Origin of the sequence: Mycolicibacillus koreensis, from assembly GCF_002104795.1 — a bacterium.
In the GTDB taxonomy this organism is placed as follows: Bacteria; Actinomycetota; Actinomycetes; order Mycobacteriales; family Mycobacteriaceae; genus Mycobacterium; species Mycobacterium koreense.
This window is the reverse complement of record NZ_NCXO01000044.1, coordinates 1-23,560: the sequence shown is the minus strand read 5'-3', so window position 1 is coordinate 23,560 and position 23,560 is coordinate 1. Positions and strand designations below refer to the sequence as shown.

23 protein-coding genes, 1 tRNA gene and 1 pseudogene are annotated in these 23,560 nt (G+C 69.2%); 14 read left to right on the top strand and 11 right to left on the bottom strand.

Going from position 1 to position 23,560, the window contains the following annotated elements:
* The first annotated feature begins 98 nt into the window (after nt 1-98).
* The 4 genes from B8W67_RS16360 (at nt 99) to B8W67_RS21425 (ending at nt 4,131) form a co-directional block, all read left to right on the top strand.
* Nucleotides 99-1,142, top strand: coding sequence for an enoyl-CoA hydratase/isomerase family protein (locus B8W67_RS16360; RefSeq protein ID WP_085305030.1), 1,044 nt, complete (start codon nt 99-101; stop codon nt 1,140-1,142).
* A 30-nt stretch (nt 1,143-1,172) separates the two neighbouring features.
* A complete protein-coding gene (locus tag B8W67_RS16355; RefSeq protein WP_085305029.1) occupies nt 1,173-1,949 on the top strand; it encodes an enoyl-CoA hydratase in 777 nt (258 codons plus the stop codon).
* Between the two features lie 11 nt (nt 1,950-1,960).
* The gene (locus B8W67_RS16350; RefSeq protein ID WP_085305027.1) at nt 1,961-3,700 is read left to right on the top strand and encodes an alpha/beta hydrolase; all 1,740 of its coding nucleotides are present in this window, start codon (nt 1,961-1,963) and stop codon (nt 3,698-3,700) included.
* Between the two features lie 77 nt (nt 3,701-3,777).
* Nucleotides 3,778-4,131, top strand: a complete 354-nt coding sequence (locus B8W67_RS21425) for a hypothetical protein (protein ID WP_085305025.1) — start codon at nt 3,778-3,780, stop codon at nt 4,129-4,131.
* Between the two features lie 33 nt (nt 4,132-4,164).
* Here the strand turns inward: B8W67_RS21425 and B8W67_RS16340 are convergent, their stop codons facing one another.
* Both B8W67_RS16340 and B8W67_RS16335 read right to left on the bottom strand, forming a co-directional pair.
* Nucleotides 4,165-4,560 carry a rhodanese-like domain-containing protein gene (locus tag B8W67_RS16340; protein WP_085305024.1) on the bottom strand — a complete coding sequence of 132 codons (396 nt, stop codon included), beginning with the start codon at nt 4,558-4,560 and terminating at the stop codon, nt 4,165-4,167.
* Complete coding sequence (locus B8W67_RS16335; RefSeq protein ID WP_085305022.1) at nt 4,557-5,069, bottom strand: cysteine dioxygenase; 513 nt, start codon at nt 5,067-5,069, stop codon at nt 4,557-4,559. Before B8W67_RS16335 ends, B8W67_RS16340 begins: the two co-directional genes overlap by 4 nt.
* A gap of 112 nt (nt 5,070-5,181) precedes the next feature.
* On the opposite strand from B8W67_RS16335, the gene lpqV reads away from it, so the two are divergent.
* Both lpqV and B8W67_RS16325 read left to right on the top strand, forming a co-directional pair.
* Nucleotides 5,182-5,589: a lipoprotein LpqV gene (lpqV, locus tag B8W67_RS16330; RefSeq protein WP_069392473.1), complete on the top strand. Its 408-nt coding sequence runs from the start codon at nt 5,182-5,184 to the stop codon at nt 5,587-5,589.
* Between the two features lie 53 nt (nt 5,590-5,642).
* Nucleotides 5,643-6,782, top strand: a complete 1,140-nt coding sequence (locus B8W67_RS16325) for a patatin-like phospholipase family protein (protein ID WP_085305020.1) — start codon at nt 5,643-5,645, stop codon at nt 6,780-6,782.
* A gap of 5 nt (nt 6,783-6,787) precedes the next feature.
* Here the strand turns inward: B8W67_RS16325 and B8W67_RS16320 are convergent, their stop codons facing one another.
* The 5 genes from B8W67_RS16320 to B8W67_RS16300 all read right to left on the bottom strand — a co-directional run bounded on the left by B8W67_RS16320 (nt 6,788) and on the right by B8W67_RS16300 (nt 12,462).
* Nucleotides 6,788-7,639 (bottom strand): patatin-like phospholipase family protein, encoded by an 852-nt coding sequence (locus B8W67_RS16320; RefSeq protein ID WP_085305018.1) that lies wholly within the window; start codon nt 7,637-7,639, stop codon nt 6,788-6,790.
* Complete coding sequence (locus tag B8W67_RS16315; protein WP_085305016.1) at nt 7,636-8,502, bottom strand: class II glutamine amidotransferase; 867 nt, start codon at nt 8,500-8,502, stop codon at nt 7,636-7,638. The genes B8W67_RS16320 and B8W67_RS16315 overlap by 4 nt, the downstream gene beginning before the upstream one ends.
* Before the next feature lie 13 nt (nt 8,503-8,515).
* A complete protein-coding gene (locus B8W67_RS16310; RefSeq protein WP_085305014.1) occupies nt 8,516-9,574 on the bottom strand; it encodes an NAD(P)H-dependent amine dehydrogenase family protein in 1,059 nt (352 codons plus the stop codon).
* 19 nt (nt 9,575-9,593) lie between these two features.
* On the bottom strand, nt 9,594-11,225 hold the full coding sequence (locus tag B8W67_RS16305; protein ID WP_085305034.1) for a long-chain fatty acid--CoA ligase: 1,632 nt from the start codon (nt 11,223-11,225) through the stop codon (nt 9,594-9,596).
* Between the two features lie 106 nt (nt 11,226-11,331).
* Nucleotides 11,332-12,462: a YncE family protein gene (locus B8W67_RS16300; protein WP_133056131.1), complete on the bottom strand. Its 1,131-nt coding sequence runs from the start codon at nt 12,460-12,462 to the stop codon at nt 11,332-11,334.
* A gap of 516 nt (nt 12,463-12,978) precedes the next feature.
* Here B8W67_RS16300 and B8W67_RS16295 point away from each other — a divergent pair.
* Nucleotides 12,979-13,644 (top strand): hypothetical protein, encoded by a 666-nt coding sequence (locus B8W67_RS16295; RefSeq protein WP_197747573.1) that lies wholly within the window; start codon nt 12,979-12,981, stop codon nt 13,642-13,644.
* An 87-nt stretch (nt 13,645-13,731) separates the two neighbouring features.
* Here the strand turns inward: B8W67_RS16295 and B8W67_RS16290 are convergent, their stop codons facing one another.
* Entirely contained in the window at nt 13,732-14,364 is a 633-nt protein-coding gene (locus tag B8W67_RS16290; protein ID WP_069392467.1) for a TetR/AcrR family transcriptional regulator, read from the bottom strand.
* Nucleotides 14,365-14,454: 90 nt separating this feature from the next.
* Here B8W67_RS16290 and B8W67_RS16285 point away from each other — a divergent pair, with 90 nt between their 5' ends.
* The gene (locus B8W67_RS16285; protein ID WP_085305010.1) at nt 14,455-15,906 is read left to right on the top strand and encodes an FAD-dependent monooxygenase; all 1,452 of its coding nucleotides are present in this window, start codon (nt 14,455-14,457) and stop codon (nt 15,904-15,906) included.
* Between the two features lie 517 nt (nt 15,907-16,423).
* On the opposite strand, the gene B8W67_RS16280 is transcribed toward B8W67_RS16285, so the two are convergent.
* Nucleotides 16,424-16,497 (bottom strand) — tRNA-Leu (locus B8W67_RS16280).
* A gap of 314 nt (nt 16,498-16,811) precedes the next feature.
* On the opposite strand from B8W67_RS16280, the gene B8W67_RS16275 reads away from it, so the two are divergent.
* From B8W67_RS16275 to B8W67_RS16250, 6 genes and pseudogenes are all read left to right on the top strand, one after another.
* Nucleotides 16,812-17,111 (top strand): PE family protein, encoded by a 300-nt coding sequence (locus tag B8W67_RS16275; protein WP_085305008.1) that lies wholly within the window; start codon nt 16,812-16,814, stop codon nt 17,109-17,111.
* A gap of 13 nt (nt 17,112-17,124) precedes the next feature.
* Nucleotides 17,125-18,285, top strand: coding sequence for a PPE family protein (locus B8W67_RS16270; protein WP_085305006.1), 1,161 nt, complete (start codon nt 17,125-17,127; stop codon nt 18,283-18,285).
* A gap of 121 nt (nt 18,286-18,406) precedes the next feature.
* Nucleotides 18,407-18,703 carry a WXG100 family type VII secretion target gene (locus B8W67_RS16265; protein ID WP_069393961.1) on the top strand — a complete coding sequence of 99 codons (297 nt, stop codon included), beginning with the start codon at nt 18,407-18,409 and terminating at the stop codon, nt 18,701-18,703.
* 33 nt (nt 18,704-18,736) lie between these two features.
* Nucleotides 18,737-19,021 carry a WXG100 family type VII secretion target gene (locus tag B8W67_RS16260; RefSeq protein WP_069392462.1) on the top strand — a complete coding sequence of 95 codons (285 nt, stop codon included), beginning with the start codon at nt 18,737-18,739 and terminating at the stop codon, nt 19,019-19,021.
* A 144-nt stretch (nt 19,022-19,165) separates the two neighbouring features.
* Nucleotides 19,166-21,004, top strand: a pseudogene (locus tag B8W67_RS16255) (ATP-binding protein); the annotation flags it as partial.
* On the top strand, nt 21,001-21,681 hold the full coding sequence (locus B8W67_RS16250) for a response regulator (RefSeq protein ID WP_069392460.1): 681 nt from the start codon (nt 21,001-21,003) through the stop codon (nt 21,679-21,681). The pseudogene B8W67_RS16255 and the gene B8W67_RS16250, both read left to right, overlap by 4 nt.
* Nucleotides 21,682-21,707: 26 nt before the next feature.
* Here the strand turns inward: B8W67_RS16250 and B8W67_RS16245 are convergent, their stop codons facing one another.
* On the bottom strand, nt 21,708-23,252 hold the full coding sequence (locus tag B8W67_RS16245) for an HNH endonuclease signature motif containing protein (protein ID WP_085305003.1): 1,545 nt from the start codon (nt 23,250-23,252) through the stop codon (nt 21,708-21,710).
* A gap of 12 nt (nt 23,253-23,264) precedes the next feature.
* On the bottom strand, nt 23,265-23,560 hold a 296-nt coding region (locus tag B8W67_RS16240; RefSeq protein WP_165757322.1), incomplete at its 5' end, for a transposase.

Genomic DNA, 23,560 nt, shown 5'->3' with positions numbered 1-23,560 from the left:
GGTCAACGATCGTCGGCCGGAGCAGGTTCCCCGACCGTTCACAGCTAAACCTTACCCGCGAGTGACCAGGGGGAGGTACCCATCTACATTGCGAAGGTGTGACGACTACCAATGACGAGATCCTCACCAGGGTGGACAACGGGGTCGGGTTCCTCACGCTCAACCGGCCCAAGGCACTCAACTCGCTGAACCAGACGATGGTCGAGACGATGACCACGGTGCTGCGCGATTGGGAGAACGACGACGCGGTGCGCGCGGTGGTGCTCGACGGCGCCGGGGAGCGCGGCCTGTGCGCCGGCGGCGACGTGGTGGCGATCTATCACAGTGCGCGCGCCGACGGCGCGGCCGCGCGCCGCTTCTGGTACGACGAATACCTGCTCAACGCCCACATCGGCCAGTACACCAAACCGTACGTGTCGCTGATGGACGGCATCGTGATGGGCGGTGGGGTGGGGGTCGGCGCCCACGCCAACACCCGGGTGGTCACCGACACCTCCAAGATCGGCATGCCCGAGGTCGGCATCGGCTTCATCCCCGATGTCGGCGGCACCCATCTGCTCTCCCGCTGCCCCGGGGCCCTCGGGCTGCACGCCGCGCTGACCGGGGCGCCGTTCTCCGGTGCCGACGCGATCGCGCTCGGCTTCGCCGACCACTACGTGCCCCACGAGGATCTCGGTGCGTTCACCGCGACCGTCGTCGCCGACGGGGTCGATGTGGCCCTGAAGCGTCACGCCGTTAGCCCGCCGGCCAGTTCGCTGGCCGCGCAGCAGGATTGGATCGATCACTGCTACGCGCACGACACCGTCGCCGAGATCGTCACCGCGCTGGGCAACCACCCGGCCGCCGAGGCGCAGGAGGCGGCGCGGCTGATCGCCACCCGCTCCCCGATCGCGCTGTCGGTCACGCTGGCCTCGGTGCGGCGGGCCGCGGAGCTGACCGGCCTGGAGGAGACCCTGATCCAGGAATACCGGGTGTCGTGCGCCTCGCTGCGCTCCCACGACCTGGTCGAGGGCATCCGCGCGCAGCTGGTGGACAAGGACCGCAATCCGCGCTGGTCCCCGGCGACGCTGAGCGAGGTCACCGCCGCCGACGTCGACGCCTATTTCGCCCCGGCCGACCCCGACCTGACGTTCCCGTCCTGATCCCCGACCCCTGACCCCAAAGGAGACACCGTGAGCAGCTACGAGACCATCCTGGTGGACCGCGACGATCGGGTCGCCACCATCACGTTGAACAGGCCCCAGGCGCTGAACGCCCTCAACAGCCAGGTGATGCGCGAGGTCACCGCCGCGGCAGCCGAATTCGACGCCGACCCGGGGATCGGGGCGATCGTCATCACCGGCAGCGCCAAGGCATTCGCCGCCGGCGCGGACATCAAGGAGATGGCGGAGAAGAGTTTCGCCGAGGTGTTCGCCGCCGACTTCTTCGCCGCGTGGGGCCGACTTGCCGCGGTGCGCACCCCGCTGATCGCCGCGGTCGCCGGTCACGCGCTCGGCGGCGGCTGTGAACTGGCGATGATGTGCGACGTGCTGATCGCCGCCGACACCGCGAAATTCGGCCAGCCCGAGATCAAACTCGGGGTGCTGCCCGGGATGGGCGGCTCCCAGCGGCTGACCCGGGCGATCGGCAAGGCCAAGGCGATGGATCTGATCCTGACCGGCCGCACCATCGACGCCGCCGAGGCCGACCGCTCCGGGCTGGTGTCGCGGGTGGTGCCGGCCGACGACCTGCTCGCCGAGACCGCGAAGGTGGCCGCCACCATCGCCGGGATGTCGTTGTCGGCGTCGATGATGGCCAAGGAGGCGGTCAACCGCGCGTTCGAATCCACCCTGGCCGAGGGGCTGTTGTATGAGCGGCGGCTGTTCCACTCGGCGTTCGCCACCGACGACCAGAGCGAAGGGATGGCGGCGTTCACCGAGAAACGGCCGCCGAACTTCACCCACCGATAGGCGGAGCGCCCGTGACCGAGAGCCCCGAGACCGACAGCGTCGAAACCGAGAACCCCGAAACCGACAGGCCCGCCCCCGAGCCCGATCCCCCGGCCGCGGCGGAGTCGGTCAAGCCGTGGTGGATCCGCCGCTACACGTTCACCGGCACCGCGGTGGGCCTGGTGTTCATCGGGTTGTCGCTGACCCCGTCGCTGCTGCCGCGCGGGCCGCTGTTCCAGGCGCTGGTCAGCGGCGGCTCCGGGGCGATCGGCTACGGGCTCGGGGTGTTCGCGGTGTGGCTGGTGCGCTACCTGCGTTCCAAACGGGTCAGTCCGCCGCCGCCGCGCTGGGCGTGGCCGGTGCTGGTGGTGCTCGGCGGTGCCGGCCTGGCCGCCATGATCGTGTGGTTTCACATCTGGCAGGACCGGGTCCGTGACCTCATCGGGGTGGCGCACCTGACCTGGATCTCCTATCCGATCACCGCGGTGCTGGCGGTCGTGGTGCTGTTCGCGCTGGTGGAGATCGGCCAGCTGACCCGCCGGGTGTATCGGCTGCTGGTGGCCAACCTGAACCGCATCGCCCCGCCGCGGGTGTCGCGGGTGGTGGCGGCCTCACTGCTGGTCGCGTTGGTGATCGCGCTGCTCAACGGTGTCGTCGTCAAGTTCGCCATGCACACGATGAACAGCACGTTCGCCTCGGTCAACGACGAGTTGGACCCCAACACCGCCGCCCCGACCAGCCCGCAGCGCTCCGGTGGGCCGGGCTCGCTGGTGTCGTGGGAGTCGCTGGGGCATCAGGGGCGCATCTTCGTCGGCGGCGGGCCGAGCGTCGCCGAGCTCAGCGAGTTCAACGCCGCCGCGGCCACCGAACCGATCCGGGCGTATGCGGGGCTGAACTCCGCCGACGGGATCGCCGAGACCGCCGCGCTGGCGGCCCGGGAGCTGCAGCGCACCGGCGGGCTGGACCGCGCCGTGGTGGCGGTGGCCACCACCACCGGCACCGGATGGGTCAACGAGGCGGAGGCCTCGGCGCTGGAGTACCTGTACAACGGCGACACCGCGATCGTGAGCATGCAGTACTCGTTCCTGCCGAGCTGGCTGTCGTTTCTGGTCGACAAGGAGAACGCCCGGCAGGCCGGCACCGCGCTGTTCGAGGCGGTCGACGAGCTGGTGCGCGCGATGCCCGAGGCCGACCGGCCCAAGCTGGTGGTGTTCGGGGAGAGCCTGGGCTCCTTCGGCGGCGAGGCACCGTTTATGAACCTCAACAACGTGCTGGCCCGCACCGACGGGGCGCTGTTCTCCGGGCCGACGTTTCAGAACACGATCTGGAACGACCTGACCATCAACCGGGATGCCGGCTCCCCGCAGTGGCTCCCGATCTATCACCGGGGCAGCAACGTCCGATTCGTCGCCCAGCCGCAGGATCTGCACCGCCCCGACGATGCGCCGTGGGATTTCCCGCGGGTGGTGTACCTGCAGCACGCCTCCGACCCGATCGCCTGGTGGCGCCCCGACCTGTTGTTCCACAAACCGGAGTGGCTCAAAGAGGCGCGCGGCGACGACGTGCTGCCGGAGATGCGGTGGATCCCGGTGATCACGTTCCTGCAGGTGTCCGCGGACATGGCGGTCGCCGTCGACGTGCCGGCCGGCCACGGGCATCACTACGGCCCGGACGCCGCCGACGCGTGGGCGGCGATCCTGGGGCCACCGGGCTGGACCGCGCAGAAGACCGCGCGGCTGCGCCCGTTGCTGCATAGTGATGAGAAGTCGTGATGCGAAGTTCCGTGATGCGAAGTTCCGTGAAGAGAAGTTCCGTGACGAGAAGTTCTAGCCGAGGAGATGAGGACCGCATGCGCCCAGGAGCCCGGGCCACGATCACCGGTGCCCTCACCGCCCTGCTCGCCGTCGGGGTGCTTGCCGGACCGCCGGTGAGCACCATCGGCGTGGGTCTGCCGGCCGCCGCTGCCGACCCCGGCGATCCGGAGATTCCCGGCGACCCGGATGTGCCGATCGACCCGGAAGCCCCGGTCGACCCGGATGTGCCGATGGACCCCGACGCCCCCGTCGACCCGGAAGCCCCGATGGACCCCGACGCCAACCCCCGGCACCTGCCGAAGATCACCAAACTGCCGCACGTCCCGCACGTCCCGAAGGTCCCCCACCTGCCGAAGGTCCCGCACAAGTCGACGCACTCCGCCGAGTAGGTCGGTCCGCCCGGGCGCGGCGCACCGGCGGGGTCAGCGCGCACCCAACTCGGCGAGCACCCCGGCCGCGGCCAGCGCCTCGTAGCCGCCGGCGACGTCGGTGGCCCGGTGCAACCCCAGATCGGCCAGCGCCGCGGCGGCCAGGCTGGAGGTGTAGCCCTGCGAGCACAGGATCACCCACCACACGTCGTCGTCGACGGCCTGCGGCAGCCGGGCGTCGCTCGTCGGATCGCAGCGCCACTCCAGCACGTTGCGTTCGATGATCAACGCGCCGGGCACCGCGCCTTCGGCGGCCCGCTGCGCGGCGGGGCGGATATCGACGACGTGCGCGCCGTCGCGCACCGCCGCGGGCACCTGCGCGGCGTCCAGCCGGCGCAGCCGGGCGCGCGCCGCGGCCAACGTCGCGTCGATGCGGCTGGCGGCGGTCACGACGCCTCCGGCTGGTCGGTGCGTTCGGTGCGGGTGCGCTGCAGCTGCCGCCCGGCGACCTCGTAGTAGGACATCGTCGTCAGCGGCGGGGAGTAGGCGTGCACGCTCAGCGTCGGCGCCGGCGTGGGATCCGGCGCCGAGGCGTCCGGCGCCCAAACGACGTCGTGCACCCACCCCTGCGGGAACGCGGCCTGATCCCCGGCGCGTAGCCGCCGGTGTTTGAGCCGGTCCCGATCCCAGCGATACTCGGCGAGAGTGCCCGACAGCACCGTCAGCGCACCCACCGAGTCGGCATGGTCGTGCAATTCGGTGGCATGCCCGCGCACCCAGCTGATCAGCCACACGTCCAGGTCGCCGTCGCTGTGCAGCCGGGTGAACCACCGGGCGTCGGTCGGCAGCCCGCCGTCGGGCAGCCGATGGTCGTGGTGGCCGCGCAGCACCTCGTCGGCGAAGCGGTCGGTGGCGTGCAGCAATTCGGGCAGCCGCAACGCGGAAACAACGGAAATCATGCGGGAACTCCAGACAACGAAACAGGGGCGGGGGGTCGGCGCGCTAGGCCCGACAGCTCTCCGGCAACCCGATGTGTTTCGTCACGCCGGTCATATTACCTACATTGTCAGGATGCGCAGCAGCCCAGTTCTGCCCCGCTGGGGCACAGCCGTCGCGGCGGCCGCCGTGTTGACCGCCGCAGGATGTTCGTTGGGTCACAACGACGCCGCCGACATCGACGCCGCCGAACTCGCCCCCGGCGACTCCGCGGTCTCCCCCGACGGGGTCACCACCGAGGTCAATGCGCCCGCAGAATCCACCGAGGCCGAGTACATCGCGGCCTGCCTGCAGGCCCGGTCCTGGATGGATGATCACCGCGATGACCAGCGCTCTCCGGTGGAGGCCTACCTCGCCGCGATCCAAGAGTCCGGCACCGCCGACGCCGGAACCTGGGACACCCCGTGGGCGCAGATGAGCCCGCAACGCCAGGCCGCGCTGATCGTCGCGGTGCGCGCCGCCGCCGACGAGGCGTGCGGATAGCGGGCCACGCCGGGTTTGAAATCGGGGTGAGAAAAACCCGATGATGGCGGGAGATGACCGCAGCACCCACCGACACCGACAGCACCGACACCGCCCCGGCCCGGCCGGCCCGGCGGGTGGCGGTGGCGCTGGGCAGCGGCGGCGCCCGCGGCTACGCCCACATCGGGGTGCTCGCCGAGTTGGAGCGCCGCGGCTTCGCGATCAGTGCGATCGCCGGCTCGTCGATGGGGGCGCTGGTCGGGGGGCTCTACGCGGCCGGGGCCCTGCAGGAGTTCACCGAGTGGGCCGGCGGGCTGACCCAGGGCGCGGTGCTGCGCCTGCTGGATCCGACGTTCTCCGCGCCCGGCATCCTGCGGGCGGAGAAGATCTTGGACAAGGTCCGCGAGATCGTCGGGGAAGTCGCGATCGAAGACCTGCCGATCACGTTCACCGCGGTCGCCACCGACCTGGTCACCGGGCGCCCGGTGTGGCTGCAGCACGGCCCGCTCGATGAGGCGATCCGGGCGTCGATCGCCATCCCCGGGGTGATCGCGCCGCACATCCTCGACGGACGTCTGCTCGCCGACGGCGGGATCCTCGAACCGCTGCCGCTCGCACCGCTGGCCGCGGCCCCCCGCGCCGACCTGACCATCGGGGTCAGCCTCGGCGGCGGCGGCGCGGAGTTCAGCGACGACGACCCCGCCGAGGACGACCCGTCAGGCGGGGCGGACTGGCTCAACCGGATCGTGCGCAGCACCGCCTCACTGCTGGACACCGACGCGGTCCGCTCGGTGCTGGACCGCCCCACCGCGCGGGCGCTGCTGGACCGCTTCGGCGCCAGCCTGCCCGGCGAGGCCGACGGCTCCGGTGACCGAGATGCCGAGGCCGCCGACGGAGATGCCGAACGCGCCGACGCCGAGCAGCCCGGCGGTGACACCGCCCCCGCCGAGGAGGCCCCCGAGACACCGGTGGTGCCCAAGTTGGGCAGCTTCGATGTGATGAACCGCAGCATCGACATCGCCCAGGCCGCCCTGGCGCGGCACCTGCTGGCCGCCTACCCGCCGGACCTCCTCATCGAGGTGCCCCGCTCGTCGTGCCGCAGCCTGGATTTCCACCGTGCCACCGAGTTGATCGAACTCGGCCACGACTACACCGCCCGCGCCCTCGACATCCGCAACGGTGATCCGCTCGGCGTGACCGTGATCGACGCCTGAGCGCCTCACGCCCGCAGGAACGCCGCCAGGTCGGCGGCGAGCCGGCGGCCCTGCACGCGACCGGCACGCGCCGAGCCGATCCGCGAGGCCGGATCGAGCAGGTTGGAGCCGAACGACGCCAGCGACGCGTCATCGGCGAACACCGCAAACGTCCGGCCTGTGAACGCGGCGATCTCGTCGGCCGGTCCGGGGCCGAACGGGCTCGGCGCCGACTCCCCGGTGGGAACCAGCACCACCGCCGACGAGCACCCTTCGGCGACATCGACGTTGACGGTGCTGCCCACCCCGCCGTCCATGTAGCGGCGATCACCGATCGTCACCGGCGGCCACACCCCGGGCACCGCACAGCTGGCGGCCACCGCATCCACCAGGGCCACCCCGCTGCGTCGGTCGAAGACCACCCGGGTCCCGGTGGCGACGTCGACCGCGGTGATCCGCAGATCCCGCTCGCCCCAGCCGTGATCGGGCAGCCGCGCGGCGATGACAGCCCGGCGCACCGGCTCGGAGACGGTCTCGGCGTTCACCGCGACCTCCCCGATTCCCTGTAGTTTCTGAGCGACGCTGGTGTCCGGTTCGACCATCGCGGCCAGGAACAGCTCGGCGACCTGCGCGCCGCTGACCCCCGGATCGATCTCCGCGGACTCCTCGCCGACCTGACGTTCGTAGAGTTCGGTCAGCGGGCACCCTGAGCTCAGCTGCGCACTGACCGCCGACCCGGCGGAGGTGCCCACCAGCACATCGGCGCCCACCACTACGTCGGCCAGCTCCGGTGACTCATCGGCGATTCCGCGCAATACGCCTGTTTCCCAGGCTATTCCGGCGACACCGCCGCCTCCGAGTACCAACGCACGCGTCATGAGTTCGCCCCCTGGGCCGCCGCGGCGGCGGGTCTGAGTTGCGCCCGGGTCAAGCGGTGTCGCGGCGGGTCCGGCAACACCAGCCGACCGGTGACGGACAGGTCGGCGTCGACGTGCACCAACTCCCCGGGTGTCAGCGGCTGCCACCGGGGGTCGTCGTCCATCGGTTCGGTGGCGAACACCACCGCCGGGCGGCCGGTCAGTTCCGCCGCGCTCGCCCTGATCCGGTCGGTGCGCAGTTCCAGCGCATCCGGCGTCGCACCGTCACGGCGGTCCAGCACGTACAGCGGGTTGGAATCGGGATAGCGCAGCGCCCACAGGTCGGTGGCGGTGCTCAGCAACAGGTTCGCGGAGAAGATCGGCACCGACTCGGCCAGCCATCGCAACGCCTCGGTGATCCCCGCGGCCACGTCCCCGTCGAAAGAGCGGATCGCAGCGGTGATCAGCGCGAACATCCGCTCCGAATCAGTCTGTCCGGCAACGAGATCATCGGTGCCCACCGCGCGAAGACGTTCGTCGATCTCGTCGAGCCCTTCGATCACGCCGTTGTGTGCGAACAGCCGGCCGTCCTGCAGGAACGGGTGGGTGTTGCGCACATCGAGATCACCGGTGGTGGCGTAGCGGACATGGGCCAAAAACGTGGTCCCGGTCAGCTCGTGCGCCTCGGCGGCAAACGCGGTGTCGTGCCAGGCGGCAACCGGCTGTTTGCGGACCACCGAATCTCCCTGGGCGTCAAAAACTCCCAGGCCCGTGCCGTCGGGGTTGCGTCGGCTCTGCGCGGCGAGGCTGTCGGGGGCGTCGAGCAACCAGAACGTGGCGGTCACAACCTTGGTTCCGGCATGCAGGCCGAACAGTCGACACATGTGCGCCGCCGCTTCAGCGCGCCAGATCGGGTGCGGCCCGACCGGTGATCAGTGGCAGGTCGAAGAAGCTCTGCACACCCGGTTCGGCGGCGCAGGTCGCCGGGACCGCGTTGACACAGTGCGCCGCGGTGGCCACGACGCCGGGGTTGCTCTCCAGCCCCTCCTCCACGGTCTCCGGTTGCCAGCCCTTGACGGTGACGAAGGTGTTCGGGTTGCCGCGGACCTCCATCTCGTAGCGCTCCCCGGCGGGGCCGAACGACCAAGGCTGGTCGAGGTTCTCCTCGCCCATGAGCCAGTTCACCGTGATCCGCACGACCACGGTGTCGCCGACCAGCGCCTCCCAGTGGAATCGGCGTGCGGCCACCTGTCCGGCCTCGATGGTCCCGATCGGCGAGTCGATCGGACCGGTGGCCACCGCGACCTCCTGCGAGGTGCGCACCGTGGGATCGGCGGCGAAACCGAGTCGGTCGACGCACAGTCGCACCGATTGGATGAATCCGCCGTCGAGCAGCTTCTGCATCGGCCCGCTCAACGCGGTCTCCGGGGTGCCGCCGAAACCCATCACGTGGCGCAGCACATCTGGGGCACCGTAGGTGCGCAGATCGGAGAACTCTTCGGCGCGAAGGAATGTCACGCCGGTGGACATCACCGACAGCAGCAGCGGGAACAGCTCGGTGGCCGCCCCGGGGCCGATTCCGGCGCCGTGCAGGGTCGCGTTGCCGGCAACGGCGGCCTCCTGCAGCGGGCCGGCTTCGGATTCGCTCGGGTAGAACCAGCCGACCGGGGTGATGACGTTCTTGCCGGAGCGCAGCAGCGCGGCGACCTCGTCGATCTTGGGCAGCATCGGAGCGTAGATGACCGCGTCGGCGTCCATCGCCAGGATGTCGTCGCGGTTGTCGGTGGCGACCACACCCAGCGGTGCGCCACCGATGATCTCGCCGACGTCCTTGCCGCTCTTCGCCTCCGAGTAGACGAAACAGCCGACCAGGTCCAGCTCGGGATGCTCGAGCACCCCGTTGATCGCGGCCACCCCGACCGATCCGGTGGCCCACTGCACGACGCGCAGAGTCATTTCCCCGCCTTCCCGTTCTCTAGCTGCGTGCCTCGATCACCTGATAGGCGTCCTCGGCGTAACGAGAGCGGATGGTTTTCTTGTCGTACTTGCCGACACTGGTGCGCGGCAACTCCTCCACGAACGTCCACCGTTCAGGAAGCCACCATTTGACCACCTTGTCGGCCAAGAACTCTCGCAGTTGCGCTGCGGTCACCGCCGCGTCGGGTTTGGTGACGATGGCAGCCAAAGGCCTTTCTTCCCAACGTTCGTCGGGGACGCCGACCACGGCGGCCTCCACCACGTCGGGATGGGCGATCAGCCAGTTCTCCAATTCGACCGACGAGATCCACTCCCCGCCGGATTTGATGACGTCCTTGGAGCGGTCGGTCAAGGTGATGAAGCTCTGTTCGTCGATGCGCCCGACGTCGCCGGTGCGCAGCCATCCGTCGTCGAACGCCCCGGGGTCGTGGCCGCCGTAGTAGGCGCCGGTGATCCACGGCCCGCGGACCTCGAGTTCCCCGACGGCGACCCCGTCGTGGGGCAGCTCCTGCCCGTCGTCGCCGACGATGCGCGCCTCCACCCCGCAGACGGGTTGACCCTGGGTGGCCCGCAGGTCCCAGTGGCGATCCTGCGGAGTGCCCGGCGGCGGCCATGCCATCGTGGCCAGCGGGGAGGTCTCGGTCATCCCCCACAGCTGGCGGATCTGCACGCCGTGGCGTTCCTCGAAGGAGCGCATCAACGACACCGGAACCGCCGAGCCCCCGCACGCCACCAGCCGCAGCGACGACATGTCGTGGCCGGGTTCGGCCTCGAGCCGGTGCATGACGTCGTTCCAGATCGTCGGGACCGCCCCGGCCACGGTGGGCCGCTGGGTTTCGACCAGGTCGATCAGCGACGCCGCGTCCAGGTGCCGGTCGGGCATGACCAAATCGGCGCCGGCCATCAGCGCAGCGTAGGGAAAGCCCCACGCGTTGGCGTGGAACATCGGCACCACCGGCAGCACCCGGTCGGACGCGCCGACGCCGACGCCGTTGAGGGTGCAGGCGGCCATGCTGTGCAGGAAGCTCGACCGGTGGCTGTACACCACGCCCTTGGGGTTTCCGGTGGTTCCGCTGGTGTAACACATTGCTGCAGCGGAGGTTTCATCGATGTCGGGCCAGTCGAAATCGGGCTGTTCGGCGGCGATCAGATCGGCGTAGCGCAGCACCGTTTTCCCCGATTCGACCAGGGCGGCGTCGTCGCCGTCACCGACCGCGATGACGGTGTGCACGGTGTCGAGTTTGTCCAGAACCGGCGCGAGCAGCGGTGCCACCGAGGTGTCGACGAGGATGATCTGATCCTCGGCTTCGTTGGCGATGTAGATGATCTGCTCGGCGAAGAGCCGGATGTTCAACGTGTGCAGCACCGCCCCCATCGCCGGGACCGCCAGATACGCGGCGAGGTGTTCGGTGTTGTTCCACATGAACGTCGCGACCCGCTGGTCGCCGGTGATCCCCAGCCGTCGCAGCGCGTTGGCCAGCCGGCCCACATCGGCGGCCAGGTCGCGGTAGGTGGTGTGGCGGTAGCCCGACCCGGTGGCGGTGGTGACGGTGCGCGCACCGTGGACCCGGGCGGCATGGTTGAGGATGGCGGTGATGGTCAACGGGAAGTTCTGCATGGTGCTCTGCATCGACATACCGCCTAACGGACTCGGGGCGCAGTGGGACTCCGTGCCTCCGAGGCGCCGTCACGGCACCCCGGAGGGGTTGTCGAATGCTATCGCCCGAGCGCGTCGGTCAGACTGCGGGCATGAGTTGGCGCGGTGCGGCGACCGCCACCCCCACCGCCGTGACCACGCCGGCGTAGTCGGCGATGTAGAGGCGGGTGCCGTCGCGGCTTTCCACCACGCACGACGGCCGCGCCCCGGTACCCACGGTCTCCAGGACCTCCAGCGAATGCGCCGCCATGACCGTGACGACGTCACCGGTGACGAGGTAGAGGCGGTCGCCGTCGACGCTGAGGACCAGCTGGGTGAGCAGGCCACGCACCGCAGCGGTGCCCGTCACGGCCTTGGTGCGGGTGTCGACCGCCTCGATCACCCCGCCGGCGCCGGAGTCGTCGAGGGCGAGGTAGACGGTGGTTCCGGTCGGGTCGACCGCGAAGTCGCGGATCGGTGCGCCGGGCATCGACGAATCGATGGTGTCGACGACGCGGCGCAGGCCCGTGTCGACCACCGCGATGTGGCTGCCGAAGGGCCACTGCACCGCGACGTAGAGCCGACGGCCGTCGGCGCTGACCACCAGGGTGTCGGCGACGACACCGGGCTCGGAGGTCAACCCGATCGTCTCCACGGTCCCGGTCGCCACCTCCAGCACCGCGATCTCGGTGCCCTCGGCGCCGGTGCGGCTGATGTAGATGTGGTGCCCGTCGCGGCTGGCGACGACGTCATTGATCGCCGCCCCACACGCGTGGTCGATGACCACCGACCGTGTGGTGGTGTCGACCACCGCGATCGCGTCATCGGCGGCCGATCCGGCGCCCACGAACGCGCGACCGTCGGCGCCGACGGCGACCGCGAACGGCGCCGGGGTGCCGGAAATCATCTCGAGCAGCAGAAACGACTCCGTGTCGATCACCGAGACGCTGTCGGCACTGCTGTTGGTGACCACCAGTCGGCGCCCGTCGAGGCTGGCGGCGATCCCGGCGATCGGACCGTCACCGACGAGGTTCTGGTCCTCGACGCTGATCTCGACCGGCCCGGTGGGCACCGCCGGGGCGACCTGACGGGCGATGACCGCGTCCATCTCCTTGACCATCTCGGCCAGGGGGGCGGTCAACGTGCCGAGCGCCTGGGGGTGAGTGGGGCGGGCCTCGGGCTCAGCCAGCGCCACCGCGCCGGAGCTCTCGACACCATCGCCTACCGTCACAAATTTCGCCATCGCGATCGTTACCTCCAAGTCGTCTCGGGCAAGTTTAACGAGTCAATTCGGTGCCAAAATCTCCAAATTTAACCTGCGTCACACTTTTCCCAAATCGAAGACGGAACAAGACTTGACAGTTGTCGACAACCATTTCTGTTAACCGCGATCAGCGCGTTTCAAAACCACGTTGACCTGTGGTTATCCCAAAACTGCTCGCCGCGGCCTGCGGTGATCGGAAATGACGTTAGCTGGCCATTTCGCCCACCCGAGGCGATAATGAGGCGCATCTCACACAAATTCTTTCGGGCAGATTGGGCGCGTCAACACCGTCGGCGACCTCCTTCCCGAGGCGCGGCGAGCCCGCCACCACAGGAAACGACCGGCGGCCCCGACCACCCCGCGCCCCACCGTGGGCACCAGGTCCTTATTAGGTGTTTGTCAGTATCGTCTTATCTGATGTGAGCGTCAATAATTTTCCGCGCTCGCCCACCACCGCCGTCGTCCCGCCGCTACGATTCCGCCATGATCCGACGGGCCGTGCCGCCGCTCATCGCTGCGATCCTCACGCTGGCGGGGTGCTCCGCGGGGCCCTCACACCCCGGTGATGCCGCGCCGACCCGCCCGGCCGGGGTCACTGCCGGCACCGTTGCGTCGATGACCTTCCCGGCCGGAGCCTCCGGGAGCGACTCGGCGGGCTGGAACAACACGGTCCCGATCACGGTGACCGACGGCCAGGGTGAGGCCCGCACCACGTCCGGGGAATTCGCCGGCGCCTCGATCCGCGACACCGAGCTGGTCGGCTGGCTCGACGCCGACCGCGACGGCACCGACGACGCGGTGGTCAGCTTCGTGTGCTTCGGCTCGCCGTTCGCCCAGTGCTGCGCCGGGCGCGCGTCGTTGATGAAATTCGTCGGCGTCTTCGACTTCTCGACCCCGGCCGAGCCGCGCGGCATCGGTGCGACGATCATGCCGGGCATCTCGGCGGTGCGCGGCGACTCCGGCGGGGAGCCCCGCCGGATCGACCGGGTGCGGGTGGAGGATTCGGCGATCATCACCGACGAGAAGCTGATCTACCCCGATACCAGCGGCGCCACCGCCGATCTCGGCTACTCCCCCGACGCCACCGTCGAGGTCACCCATACCTTCGCCGACGGGGCGTGGAGTTCGACTGAACGGGTTGTCGGGTAGGGGGTGCGGTGACGTCGGTGGCCCCAGCGGGCTTGCAGTGGCTGCCGGCTCCGCAGGTCGTCAAACAACTTGTCGACTGCGTGGACCTCAGGACGCCCGGGTGAGTCCGGTGAGGATCATGTCGAGTCCGGTGTTGAATCTCTGGTCCCGGTCTCCAGTCAGGATTGCGATGAGGTCGTCGGCCCCGGCGGGCCGGGGATGGGCACTGTCGGCGATCTGCTGCACAAGCGATTCCCACTCGTTGCTGGCCTTGAGTTCAAGGTACGACTGCTCGTCGACCACGAAACCAGTGGTGTAGGAACGCAACAGCGCGGCGAGTTGCCCTGCGCTGTATCCAGGGGCGGTGATTGCTTGCAGAAGCGTGGTCAGCGTGGTCGACAGGGCGAGAGTGGCCGCCAGGGGCGCATAGGAGCCGGCGATGATTCGCCCGCCGTCGCGAAAGGTCAGCATCGCGTGGCGCATCCGTTCACAGCAGGTCTTTACCTGATCGACCGATGCAACCGTTGTGTCGATGTCGGAGAGATTGATGGTGGCATAGATCGCGTCGGCCATCGCACGCTGCAGGTCTTTGCGGTCTCGAAAGTGCTTGTAGAGCGCACCCGGGGTGACCTCCGCGGCCGCAGCGAGTCGGCGCATCGTCAGCGCGTCAAGCCCATGGGCGGCAACGTATTGGTGAGCGATCACCACCAACGCGTCCCGGGTTAATCCACGTTTGACCATCGCGGGCCAGCGTAGAGCCGGCGTGGTTGACAGCGCGATCACGGCACCCCTAACTTGCGTGGTAAACACTGTTTACCACATGGAGGTGCGATGGCAGAGCATGACGTACTAATTGTCGGCGCGGGCCCGACAGGTCTGATGTTGGCTGGTGAATTGGCGCTTGCGGGGGTCGACGTCGCGGTGGTCGAGCGCCGCACCGATCGCGATCTGGTGGGGTCACGCGCCGGCGGCATGACGTCGCGCACCATCGAAGTCCTTGATCAACGCGGCATTGCCGAGCGGTTCCTGGCGCAGGGCGTCACCGGTCAACTCGGCCACTACTCCGGGCTGTACGTGGATGTCTCCGCGCTACCGACCAGGCACAATTACGGACTCGCGCTGCTGCAGTACCGCGTCGAAACGATCCTTGCGGACTGGGTCGCAGAACTGGGCGTACCGATTCGTTACGGCAGCGAAGTGACGGGCTTCGCCCAAGACGACTCCGGTGTCACGGCCACGGTCTTAGATGACACCATTCTGCGCGCCGAATACCTGGTGGGGTGCGACGGCGGCCGCAGCGTCATCCGCAAAACAGCCGGGATCGACTTCCCGGGATGGGAGCCGTCGACCAGTTGCCTGGTCGCCGATGTCGACATGGCCGAAGAACCGCCGTGGGGTATGCATCGTCAGGGCGGGTTCCATTCATTCTTCAAGTTCGATGACGAAGAAACCATTCGGGTGATGGTGACCGAATCCCAGATCGGAAAATTCTCTGATCCCACCGTGGCGGACCTAAAGCAAGCGCTCACCGCTGCGCGCGGAACCGATTATGGATTGCGCAGTGCCCGATGGATTTCCCGCTTCACCGACGCGACCCGGCAGGCCGAATCATATCGATGCGAGCGTGTGCTGTTGGCCGGCGACGCTGCGCACATCCACTTTCCGATCGGCGGCCAGGGCCTCAACACCGGCATCCAAGACGCGGTGAACCTGGGATGGAAGCTGGCTCAAGTCGTCAGCGGCGTATCCGGCGAGGAGCTCCTCGACACCTACCACGTCGAGCGGCACCCCGTCGCGGCCCGAGTGCTGCACAACACCATGGCCCAAACCGCTCTCAACGGCCCTGGCGACCGCATCGGTGCGCTACGCGACACCGTGGGCGAACTGCTGGCGATGGATGAACCCCGCACACGTATCGCCGCCATGATGTGTGGCTTGGACATCCGCTACGACCTTGGCGAGGGACACCCGCTTGTCGGCCGCCGCATGCCCGATCTCGATCTGCGTACGCCGACCGGTCCGACACGACTGTTCACACTCCTGCGCTCCGCCCGCGGCGTCCTCCTGACATTCGCTAGCCGAGCATGGGACTTCGACGTAGCGCCTTGGTCACACCGCGTCTCGATGTTCGTCGCACAGTCTGGCCGCGCCTGGGATCTCCCAGGACTCGGCCCCGTGACCGCCCCCGATGCCGTCCTAATCCGGCCCGATGGCCACGTCGCCTGGGTCGGCGACAACACCACCGAAGGATTGACCGAAGCACTCGACCGATGGTTCACCTAGCCCCAAACGGCCATGCTGCCGCCTCGATGAGCATCCCACGCTCCTACGCATCAAAATCGGGGAACCGCTGCCGCAGCCGCGGAGAACGCAGGCTTCAAAATCGGTCCTCCGCACTGCATCGTCAATCCACAGCCACGCCGACCGAGATCGTGGCCGGAATCGATAGGGCGCGTCGCATGCGGAAGTGGTCAGCTCGCGCATCGCGCTCCAACTCAACAGCGATGGCATCGTGACCAGCCGACTGACGGTCACCCGACAACAATCGCGTGCCTCGTAGATGAGCTGAATCGCCACAAAATTCGCCCCACCAAGCCGTGTGCACTGCCAGCGAAGGGCCGGCGCCCCTGACCTTGCGCTGCAGACCCGTGCAGATTGAGGATCTGCTGTCACGTGGGATTCCGCACTGCGTCGACCGACGCGATACGTGTCGACGCGCCGCGGTCACGGTGGCCGTTCGGGCGCTTCAGCGACGGCGTACCGCCCCGCAGAAACCGCTTCTGAGGTGCGCGAATATCAGTGCCCCCAGTGGGACTCGAACCCACACTGGACGGATTTTAAGTCCGCTGCCTCTGCCAATTGGGCTATAGGGGCCAGCCCGAACACGGTCGCGCCGCGGCGGGCGATCGTTACGCTACCCCGGCGCGCCCCTGGCCCGGAGCGCCGCGCAGCACGGGTTACCCGAACGACCGCGACGCCCCCGCGCCGGACGAATCCCCACCTCCGTATCGCCGCGCTGACCAGCGGCGATGTGACCCTCGTTACAGTTTTTCGCCCGTTGTGTTAACGGCACGTCAAGTTTCGCCCCACGGGCGTTAAGAGCCCGTAAGGAACGCCCTTTTCCCCACTTCGGCGCGGCATCGTGAACGCAGTCGGTTTCAACAACCGCTGTTGCAAAGGAGAAGCAGATGTCGTTCGTGACTACCCGGCCGGAGACGCTGGCGGCGACCGCCGGCGACCTGGAAGGTATCGGTTCGGCAATGAGCGCGGAGACCGCAGCGGCCGCCGCCCCCACCACCGCGGTGGCCCCGGCCGCCGCCGATGAGGTGTCGGCGGCGGTAGCGGCCCGCTTCACCGCGCAGGGCCAGCTCTACCAGGCCATGGCCGCTCAAGCCCAGGTGATCCATCAGCAGTTCGTGACGACGTTGAGCGCCAGCTCCGCCGCCTACGCCGCCACCGAGGCCGCCAACGCGACGGCCGCTCGCTAGAAGCAGGTGCACCATGATCGACTTCGCCGTGCTTCCCCCGGAGATCAACTCCGCCCGCATGTACGCCGGGCCGGGGTCGGGGCCGCTTCTGACCGCTTCGGCGGCCTGGGACGCCCTCGGCGCCGCCCTGCAGTCGGAGCTGGTGTCCTACTCCACCGCGGTCAGCGGGCTCGCCGCCGAATGGCAGGGCCCCTCCTCGGTGGCGATGGCCGCCTCCGCTGCGCGGTTCCTGCAGTGGGTGACCACCACGGCCGCACAGGTCGAGCAGACCGGCATCCAGGCCAAGGCCGCGGCGGTGGCGTTTGAGACCGCGTTCGCCGCGACGGTGCCCCCGCCGCTGATCGCGGCCAACCGCAGCCTGCTGATGACGCTGGTCGCCACGAACATCCTGGGCCAGAACACCCCGGCGATCATGGCCACCGAGGCCCACTACCTCGAAATGTGGGCGCAGGATGCCGCGGCGATGCTCGGCTATGCCGGCGCGTCGGCCACCGCGACGGGTGCGGTCACTCCGTTTACCCCGCCGCAGCAGAACACCAACCCGGCCGGCGTGGCCGGTCAGGCCGGTGCCGTCGCCCAGTCCGAGGGTTCGTCGGTGGCGGACACCGTGCAGTCGGTGCTCGCCGACCTGGGGTCATCCGGGCTGCAGGCCAGCTCGCCGTCGGATGTCATCTCCAATGTCAGCGGCCTGATGTCGCCGGCCAGCGACGGCGGATCACTGCTGAGCTCCGTTGCCTCCCTGGGGATGTCGGCCGGATCGATGAGCCCGGCCGCGCAGTCCGCCAGCAGCATCGCCGACGGTGGCGCCTTGGCGCTGCTGCCCGGTGTCAGCGGGATCGGTTCGCTGACCGGTGTTGCCGGCTCAGCGGGATCGGCCGGTCTCGGGGCGAGCAGCCTCGGCGCCGGCAACGTCACCGCGAGCCTGGGCCGAGCGGTTCCGATCGGCGGACTGTCCGCACCGGCGGCCTGGGGAACCACCGCACCGGCGGTCTCCCCGGCGACGGCGACGCTCACCAGCGCCGCCGGCTCCGCTGCCGGCAACGGCCCCGGCGGCATGCTCGGCGGTGTCCCGCTTGCCGGAACCGCCGCGCGCGGCAACACCGGCGCCGCCCCCCGTTTCGACTTCCATCCCGAATCCCACCCGGTGATGCCGCGTATGGCGGCGGGTGGCTGACGGGGATCGGAGGGATAAACGCTTACACGACACCGATCAATCGGCAGACGAAATTTTCCGAACACGAAATTCTCCGAACACGACCCCGTGACAACACCATGAGAGAACAGGAGAAACCATCATGGCCTCACGTTTTATGACCGACCCGCAGTTGATGCGGGACATGGCGGGCCGCTTCGAGGTGCACGCTCAGACCGTTGAGGATGAGGCGCGCCGGATGTGGGCGTCCTCGCAGAGCATCTCCGGTGCCGGCTGGACCGGTATCGCCGAGCGCACCTCGCTGGACACCATGGGCCAGATGCAGACCGCTTTCCGCAACATCGTCGACATGCTCCACGGCGTGCGCGACGGACTGGTCCGCGACGCCAACGTCTACGAGCAGCAGGAAGCCGCCGCTCAGTCCAGCCTGAGCAGCTGACCCCCACCCCATCACCGTTTAAGGAGACCAACAATGACGATCAACTACCAGTTCGGCGACGTCGACGCCCACGGCGCTCTCATCAAGGCGCAGGCCGCTTCGCTGGAAGCGGAGCACCAGGCGATCATCCGGGATGTGTTGGCCGCCGGGGACTTCTGGGGCGGCGCCGGCTCGGCGTCCTGCCAGGAGTTCATCACCCAACTCGGCCGCAACTTCCAGGTGATCTACGAGCAGGCCGCCACCCACGGCGCCAAGGTCCAAAACGCCGGCAACAACATGGCCTCGACCGACTCCGCGGTCGGCTCCAGCTGGGTCTAGCCCGCCAGTGCGCACCCCAGGGGCGCGAAGGGCCACAAAGGTCCCCCGACACACCGTCGGGGGACCTTTGTGTCGGCTTACCGCCGTCATCGCCCCGGCAACGTGGAAGATGGGGCTGTGAGCGGCGAACACACCCCGACCCGGCGTGAACGGGTCCTGGTTGCCGTCACCGGCGGTCCCGAGTCGGAGACCCTGATCCGCCGGGGCGCACGCATCGCCGCGCGCACCGGTGCCGAGCTGATGGTGGCCCACGTGGTCACCGACATCGACGATCCCGCCGTCAGCGCCGCCCGCCACGACGAGCTACTCGCGCTCATCACCGAACTCGGCGCCACGATGCACGAACTCGTCGCCGACGACGTTCCCGCCGCACTGCTCACCCTCGCCCGCAACGCCGAGGTGACCCAGCTCGTGATCGGCACCTCCCGGCGTCCCGGATGGGCCCACGCCCTCAGCCCGGGAATCGGGACCAGCGTCATACAACGCTCCGGCCCGATCGACGTACACATGGTCTCCCACACCGAAGCCCGCCGCGCGTTGCGTCCGCCGACGCTGGACCCCGGGCTGCGCCGGATCTCGGTCTGGGTCGCCGCGGTGGTGGTCCCCTCGGCGGTGTGCGCGCTGATCACGGTGGCGCTCGACCACATCCTGGGCACCGGCGGCAAGACCGCGTTGTTCTTCATCGGGGTGCTGATCGTCGCGCTGGCCGGGGGTGTCGCCCCCGCAGCCGTCTCGGCGGTGCTGTCGAGTCTGCTGCTCAACTATTTCCTCACCGACCCGCGGCAGAGCTTCACCATCGCCGAACCCGACGCCGTGGTCACCGAGGTGGTGCTGCTGTTGGTGGCGCTGGCGGTGGCGATCCTGGTCGACCGGTCGGTCAAACGGGCCCGCGAGGCCGGCCGTGCCACCCGTGAGGCGCGGCTGCTGACCGTGTTCGCCGGATCGGTGCTGCGCGGCGCCGACCCGGCCGGCCTGCTGGAACGCGTCCGCGAGACCTACGGTCAGCGGTCGGTGTCGCTGCTGCGCCGTCGCGACGCCGACACGCGCGTCGTGGCCTGCGTCGGCGAGAAACCCTGTCCGTCGCTGGAGTCCGCCGACACCGCGATCGCCGTCGGCGACGACGAGTTCTGGATGCTGCTGTCCGGGCATCGCCTCGACCGGCGCGACCGCGAGGTCCTCGGGGCGGTCGCCAACCAGGCGGCCGCGCTGGTCCGCCAGCACGAACTGAGTGCGGAGGCCAGCCGCGCCGAGGCACTGGCCCAGGCCGACGAACTGCGCCGCGCCCTGCTCTCGGCGGTCAGCCACGATCTGCGCACGCCGCTGGCCGCCGCCAAGGCGGCCTCCTCCAGCCTGCGCACCGGCGACGTGGGCTTCTCCCCCGCCGACACCGAGGAGCTGCTGGCCACCGTCGACGAGTCGATCGATCAGCTCAGCGCCCTGGTGGGCAACCTGCTGGATTCCTCACGGCTGGCCGCCGGGGTGATCCGCCCGACCCGCCACCGGGTGTATCTGGAAGAGGTCGTGCAACGCGCCCTGGTCAGCATCGGTAAGGGCGCCACCGGATTCGCCCGCCCCGGCATCGACCGGGTCGTCGTCGACGTCGGGGACGTGGTCGCCCTGGCCGACGCCGGACTCTTGGAGCGGGTGCTGGCCAACCTGATCGACAACGCGCTGCGCTACGCGCCGACCGGGGAGATCCGTGTGGACGCCGAGCAGCGCGACGACCGGGTGCACATCAGCGTGCGCGACACCGGACCCGGCGTCGCCGCGGGCACCGAGGCACAGATCTTCGGTTCCTTTCAGCGCCTCGGCGACAACGACAACACCAGCGGCGTCGGCCTGGGGCTCTCGGTGGCCCGGGGTTTCGTCGAGGCGATGGGCGGCACGGTAGCGGCCGAGAACAATCCAGGCGGTGGTCTGACGATGACGGTCGACCTGGCCGCACCGACACAGGCGGCAGCGACACAGGAGAGGCAGCGGTGACCCGAGTTCTGGTGATCGATGACGAGCCGCAGATCCTGCGGGCCCTGCGCATCAACCTCTCCGCGCGCGGCTACGAGGTCCTCACCGCGGCCACCGGGGCGGAGGCGCTGCGGTGCGCCGCCGAGCACACCCCGGACGTGGTGATCCTGGACCTGGGCCTGCCGGACATCTCCGGCATCGAGGTGCTGGCCGGGTTGCGGGGGTGGCTGAGCGCCCCGGTGATCGTGTTGTCCGCGCGCACCGACTCGATGGACAAGGTGGCCGCCCTCGATGCCGGCGCCGACGACTACGTCACCAAGCCGTTCGGCATGGATGAGTTCCTGGCCCGGCTGCGCGCCGCGGTCCGCCGGGGCGCGGCCACCTCCGAGGACAGCGAACCGGTTGTGGAGACCGCGTCGTTCACCGTCGACCTGGCGGCCAAACGGGTCCACAAGAACGGCACCGAGGTTCACCTGACTCCCACCGAGTGGGGGATGCTGGAGATGCTGGTCCGCAACCGCGGCAAGCTCGTTAGCCGAGAACAGCTGCTACAGGAAGTCTGGGGACCCAGCTACGCCACCGAAACCCATTATCTTCGGGTGTATCTCGCCCAGCTGCGGCGCAAATTGGAGGACGATCCGTCCCATCCGCGTCACCTGTTGACCGAAGCCGGAATGGGATATCGGTTCCAGGTGTGAGAGCAGGCCCTGAGAGCAGGCCAAAGCTAGAACGGTGGCGCCTGGTTGCGTTCGGCGATGCGGTCGGCGTTCAAGGCGCGTTCAGCGCGGATGCTGCGGGCACGCTCTTGTGCCCGTGGGCGTTTCCGCAACGGCATCGCGACACCACGGTTCTCGCGGGGCGGGCCTTGCGCCGGAAGATCAAGTGTCCCGGTGTCGAAACACAGGGTGGGAAAACACAGCCGACTGCCGGGGTTGGTCGTGTAGGTCTGACCGGTCGGCGAGGTCCACACGATCGTTCCGTCCGGGCGCTGCTGATCGCTCCACCCACCGGCTCCGACCCAAAAAGTCTTGAGCAAGTGATGTTTTCGGCATAAACAGCGAAGGTTCGACGGGTGCGTCGGCCCCTGCGGATACGCCACCGCATGGTCGATATCGCAGTAGGTGGCCGGCCGGTCGCAGCCGGGGAACCGGCACGTCAGATCGCGGCAGCGGATGAACGCCGCAAGCGCCGCACTGGGCCGGTACCCGGTCTCGGCAGTCGAGTCGGCGGGCATAGACAGCGGGGTGACGGTCGCGCCGCGGTTGACCAGTTCGGCGATCAGCGATGCGGGAATCGTTCCCGCGCCGAGGAGCAACGCCGGGGAGGTGACCGTCGGCGGATCGGGTTCGTCCTCCGGGGCCATCATCTCGGCCAACGTCATCCCGGGCGTGATCCGCCGGCGCGGCGGGTCCTCGCCGTTGAGGTGCGGGTCCGCCGGGGCGGTGAGGGCCGCAGCCTCGGCGACCACGTGGATCACGACGTTCGGGCCGTGTGCGTCCTGCCCGGTCGCGGCGGGACAGTCGGGACGCCCGCAGCCGCAGGCCAGCCCGCCCGCGCCGGCGGCCAGCGCACCGAGTGCGTCGGCGCGGCGCTGCGCCACCGTGCGCGGATCCTCGTCGCAGACACCGCGCGCCAACTGAGCGAGCCGCTCATCGAGGGCGGCCGCGTCGGTGGCGTAGAGCCGACCCCACATCGCGGTGGTGCCGTGCTCGGAATGGGCGGTGTCGACGACGACGTCACGCCCACGCGAACCGAAGCGGGTCCGGCGCAACGCCCCGGGGTCGTGCCGGTCGACCAGGGTGTCGATCGCGGTCGCGGTCTTGGCCACCGACAGCGGACCGAGCTTGACGGCGATCCCGGCGAGTTCGGCGTCGATGAGCCGCAGGACCTCGGCATCGGTCACCAGGGCGGTGTGCCAGACCATCGTGGCGACCAGCCGGGCGCTGAGCACTCCGTCGAGAAACAGCGCACCGACACGAGGCAGGCGATCGCGCAGCGCGGTGGCCAGGTACAGCTGACTGGAGGCCATGCCGTGGCTGAGGTTGCCGGCCGCGGCCACCTCGGCGGCGGTGGCATCGAAGGGGTCGCAGGCCCACCGGTCACGCTCCGAGGAGCTGTCGGAGCGCCGCGCCACCAGCTCGGCGATCGCCGCAAGCCGCCGCGCGGCGGCAGCCGCCTCCAGTCGCGCCCACCCGACGGCGGCGTCGACCAGTGCGGCCTCGTCGACGTCGGCCAGCGCTTCCGGCCCCGGTGGCAATGTCTCGAACATGTGTGCGGCTCCTCAGGTTCTTGTGGGGAGTGTGACCTGCAGTCCTCCTAGGCAGAGGTAGATCATTGAGGTCAGGGTGTGTGCGGAGTGGTGTCCGTAGCCGCGGGCGTTGATGAGGCGGATCTTGCTGTTGATGCCTTCGATGAGGGCGTTGGAGATGCGAAGTTCGATGGCCGCCAAGATGGGGTCGAAGTAGACCTCAAAGCGTTTGCCCAGCGCGACGAAGGCGGGAATGCGGGAACGTTTGGCCGCGGTGATCCAGGCTTTGAGCAGTCTGCGGGCGGCGCCGGGTTCGTGGTCGTAGCGAT